The sequence below is a fragment of the Vibrio sp. V39_P1S14PM300 genome (genome assembly GCF_009904765.1).
GTDB lineage: Bacteria > Pseudomonadota > Gammaproteobacteria > Enterobacterales > Vibrionaceae > Vibrio > Vibrio proteolyticus.
Genome location: NZ_WXWP01000135.1, coordinates 1 through 4,411, shown reverse-complemented (window position 1 = coordinate 4,411; position 4,411 = coordinate 1). Strand labels below are relative to the sequence as shown.

General features: G+C 44.9%; 4 protein-coding genes. All 4 read right to left on the bottom strand.

The annotated features are described in order from the left end of the window. Positions 1 to 151 precede the first annotated feature (151 nt). The 4 genes from CAG65_RS06530 to CAG65_RS06515 all read right to left on the bottom strand — a co-directional run bounded on the left by CAG65_RS06530 (position 152) and on the right by CAG65_RS06515 (position 4,058). Positions 152 to 1,516 (bottom strand): TrkH family potassium uptake protein, encoded by a 1,365-nt coding sequence (locus tag CAG65_RS06530; RefSeq protein ID WP_161452946.1) that lies wholly within the window; start codon positions 1,514 to 1,516, stop codon positions 152 to 154. A 1-nt stretch (position 1,517) separates the two neighbouring features. Continuing rightward, positions 1,518 to 2,171, bottom strand: coding sequence for a potassium channel family protein (locus tag CAG65_RS06525; protein WP_161452944.1), 654 nt, complete (start codon positions 2,169 to 2,171; stop codon positions 1,518 to 1,520). A 156-nt stretch (positions 2,172 to 2,327) separates the two neighbouring features. Next, positions 2,328 to 3,032 carry a response regulator gene (locus tag CAG65_RS06520; RefSeq protein ID WP_161452942.1) on the bottom strand — a complete coding sequence of 235 codons (705 nt, stop codon included), beginning with the start codon at positions 3,030 to 3,032 and terminating at the stop codon, positions 2,328 to 2,330. Continuing rightward, positions 3,033 to 4,058, bottom strand: a complete 1,026-nt coding sequence (locus tag CAG65_RS06515) for a sensor histidine kinase (protein WP_161452940.1) — start codon at positions 4,056 to 4,058, stop codon at positions 3,033 to 3,035. It lies immediately after the preceding gene. Positions 4,059 to 4,411: the final 353 nt, after the last annotated feature.

The following is a 4,411-nucleotide window of genomic DNA, read 5'->3' as shown; positions in this document are numbered from 1 at the left end:
TTTAAAGATACTAGTAATAATACATACTCATTCTCGAATAATGGTTATTAAGATTCATTGTCTCAGCGTGGTTGGCAACCTAGCTCTAGATACTCATTCAGGTACTCATTCGTGAAACCCGCGCCCACTTCCTTGTGTTAGCCTTGACAACTCATCCAATGGCTAATTTTGTCTCCGAAAAACGCAGCTTTTTCTGGCGTGGACTGGCTAAAAAGTACGCCAAGGTTAATGGTCCCAATCTCCCCATATACATCATAAAGATGATAATCAGTTCACCCGATTCGGAGAGCTGACCAGTTAAGCCACGAGATAACCCCACAGTACCTAATGCAGAAACCGCTTCAAACACGACATCTAACATCGGGGCACTTTCCGTCAAGAGTAATGCGAAGATGGCTAACCACGTCACCACAACAGAAATCATCGTCAATGCAAGGGCTTTACTGATCGTGTCTTTTGCAATTTCACGTTTAAACACATAAATTTGCTCATCACGACGTAAGTAAGCGTAAGTCGATAAAATCAACACCATAAAGGTCACGACTTTGATACCGCTTGCGGTACTCAAAGAGCCGCCACCAATGAACATCAGCACCAGAATAATCGCGGTTGTGGCATCTTCGAGTTGGTCAATAGCGAGTGTATTAAAGCCTGCGGTTCGTGGGGTCACCGCCTGAAACCACGAGGCCAGCCACTTACTGAGTTCGCTGAGTGGCGCTAATGTGTTGGGGTTATCGCGCTCTATTAGATAGATTGTTATCACAGCAACGGCATTGATAAGCACGGTTCCCGTTATCATCATGCGGCTATAAACCGTCAGCTTTGACCACCGACGGTTTCGCTTTAAATCCATCCAAACCAAAAAGCCTAACCCGCCAATGATAAATAGTCCTGTAATCGTCAGGTTAACGACGGGGTCATCCACATAAGGCATTAAGCTATCAGCACTTAAGGCAAACCCGGCATTATTAAACGCACTGACGGTATAGAAGAAACCGTGAAATAAACTGGTTGCCCAGCCAAGTTCATCGCTCCAATACCAGGTCAGTATGGTCATCCCAACCAGTTCGACGGTCAGAGCAAACATCAGCACGGATTTAGCGGTCACAACAAGCGTCGAGGAGTCGGTTTGATTGAAGGCTTCTCTTGCGACGGTACGCTCTAAAAAACCAATTTTTCCTCCCAAAGCAATCAAGGTCACAATGGCAAAGGTCATGAGTCCGAGACCACCACACTGAATGAGTAAAGCGATGACAACTTGCCCAAATAAGGTGAACTGAGTGCCTGTATCAACCACCACTAGCCCTGTCACCGTTACTGCTGAGGTAGCCGTGAACAAACTCTGTATCCAAGTGACAGGCTCATGAGCAGCAATAGGCAGTTTGAGTAATGCCGTACCCAGCAGGATGAGCAGCAAAAAGCTACCACTTAAAATCAGTGGCGGCGCACCAACTATTTTTTTTCCTGACTTTGGTTTACGTTCTATCGGCGTGATAGAGGGGTGCCACAATACCATGTCACACCAACCTTGGAGCGAGATACTTGAGCTCAGCGCGAGTACCGCACAACAGAATGATATCATTCGCTTTCAAGATAAAATCATGACCAATCTGATTACGCACGTCTTGTTCACGTTTGATGAGGACAGTTTGCACACTGCCTTTGGCATCACCAAGAACTTGTCCAATCGGTGTGTCGTGTAACGATGCTCTGATATGAATTTCAACCACATACAAGCCATGACCTAGGGACAAGTAGTTATTCACCATAGGGTAGTTTAGTGCCTGAGCGACACGCACGCCCATTTCCTCTTCAGGGTGAATAATACGTTGAACGCCAAGTTTCGACACAATGGTGTGATGTGCTTTGGTACTGGCCTTAACCCAAATCTCTTTAACACCGAGATTTTTCAATGCCAAAGTGCAAAGCAAACTTGACTGCATGTCTTCCCCAATCGCGATCAATACCGCTTCACTGTTGCCAAGATCTAATTCACGCAGCGCATTCTCATCGGTGGAGTCACAAATAATGGCTTGCGTTAACTCCTCGACATATTTCTCAACAATTTTGGGGTCGCGATCAACGCCCGTCACAGTGTGTCCGAGATGGATCAGTTCAAGACTGGCCGCGATACCAAAACGTCCAAGTCCAATGACAGTAAAATGTGCCATGACAATACCTTTACTATTTTTTCCAAAAGTGTGGCAATAACCTGGCTAACACCGTGAAATATTCCAGTCGGCCAAGGATCATTGTCAGATTTAATATCCAGATGCCTGCATCAGAAACAGCTTTAAACATTTTTGTCAGCAAGCCAAACGGGGCCCTTAATACTTATCACGGGTAACCTCCATCGAAACTAAGCGGTAGCCGATCCCTGATTCGGTTTTAATGAGCTGTTGTTGGTCTGCGCTGTCGTTGAGCTTTTTGCGCAACTGGCTAACCAGTACGCGCAGATAATGGGTATCGTCGGTATGACTTTCGCCCCAAACCTCTCTCAATAAATCCGTTTGCTTCACAAGTTGCCCAGATGTAATCATGAGCATTTCAAGAAACGCAAACTCCTTTTTGGTCAGGACGACTTCTGTATCAGAAAGCCAACATTGATGTGTGCTCTTTTGCAGTTTGAGCACACCAAAATCTAAGATATCTTCGCTAAAATGCTCACTGACCAAGTCTCGCAGTAGTACCTTAATCCGTACAATAAGTTCTTTAATGCCAAACGGCTTACTGAGGTAGTCATTAGCCCCCGCTTCAAGCAAGCGGATCTTCTCTTCTTCTTGGTCGCGTGCCGTTAGGATGAGCACAGGCGTTTTACTTGACTGACGGATCGTCGATAGGAACTCGATACCATCGCCATCAGGCAACCCCAAGTCGAGCACCACTACATGCGGCTGAACACGCTCAAAATGCTCTTTTGCCGTCGCTAACGAGTCTGCTCCCACGTAATCAAAGCCTTCAGCCGCTAATGAAATGCGCATAAAAATTTGGATTTGAGGCTCATCATCCACCACCAGTATTTTGTAGTTCACTTACTGATCTCCTTGTTGACTGCTTGGCAGCGAAATCCGAATCAAACAACCTTGTTGTACTTCTACACATTCGATATGGCCTTGATGGGCTGAGATCACGCCTTTTGCCACACTCAACCCAAGGCCTGAGCCAGAATCGTCATTTCTTTTTTTCTTTCCTGAATAAAACAACTCGAACATTTGTTCTGCTTCATCGGGTTGCAGTGATTGGCCTTGGTTGTAAACATCAATCACCACATTCTGCTGACTCTGATAAATCGTCACACTGACCTGTTTATCTTTAGGGGAATAGCACAATGCATTGTCCAGCACATTGAATAACGCTTGCTCTAGCAAAGCCCAACTAACTTCAACCGATGAAACCGCCCCATTGACAACAATATCAATGTCTGTGGTGAATGAAGAGAAACGACCAATAACGCTTTTTACAATGTGTACAATAGATTCTTGTTGCTTCTGGATGCGAACCACACCGTGCTGCAATTTCGTTGCTTGCAAAAGGTTCTCTATGTATTGGTGTAAGCGATGGCTTTCTTTGATGGCACTGCCGAGCAGTTCATCCTTTTCTTTGGCTTGCAGTTGTGACTGATATTCTTTGAAGGTGGTGAGATTACCGATAATCCCCGCGAGCGGAGTTCTCAAGTCATGGGATACAGAGAGCAAAATTTGGTGGCGCAATTGAACTTGCTCTAGCGCATTTTGTTGACGTCGATATCGCTCAGCGAGCTGACTAGTGGTAAAAGCAACCACAATAAAAACGACTAAGTTAATGATGTCATCCAAATGGAACATCTGCAGCGAATACCGAGGCGTGGTAAAGAGAAAGTTGAAACTGATGGCTTCGACAATGGCCGCCACATAAGCTATCCGAGAGTGGCATTGGAGGGCAATCACAACAATAGAAAGCTGGAGTATCAGTAACACCGCGATGGTTGAGCCTAACCAGTGTTCAAGTCCTAAAGATACGACAAGTGCAAAAACAAACACCGATGCCGATAAGAAATAACGCTTCTGTAGCCAACTCATTGCCATATAAGTCATTTAAATGAAAATCTTAACGGCGACTCTATCAGATGAGGAATCAGGGTTCGCGTAAAAAAAGCGTAAAAAATGGCGGATAATAACGGTGAAAAGCTCTGAGCCGCTTTATGATGATGTTCGAACACTGATTCACTGAATATATCTAACCTCGACAGTTACACAGAGTGATTTACAAGCTCAACCTCCAGAAGGCAAGCTTCTCATTAGCAGTGCCACGTATCGTCATTAAAAGCACTCCGTTTACGTTTCTATAAGTTTTAATACTCTCGGTTGTAGAGAAGCATAAAATACTTCATCTCTTTAAGCTTCTCCAACTTTGAAGGGATTATGTATAACAC

Coding starts and splice junctions, on each gene's coding strand:
- CAG65_RS06530 (WP_161452946.1), bottom strand. CDS start 1,516: ATGGTATTGTGGCACCCCTCTATCACGCCGATAGAACGTAAACCAAAG.
- CAG65_RS06525 (WP_161452944.1), bottom strand. CDS start 2,171: ATGGCACATTTTACTGTCATTGGACTTGGACGTTTTGGTATCGCGGCC.
- CAG65_RS06515 (WP_161452940.1), bottom strand. CDS start 4,058: ATGAGTTGGCTACAGAAGCGTTATTTCTTATCGGCATCGGTGTTTGTT.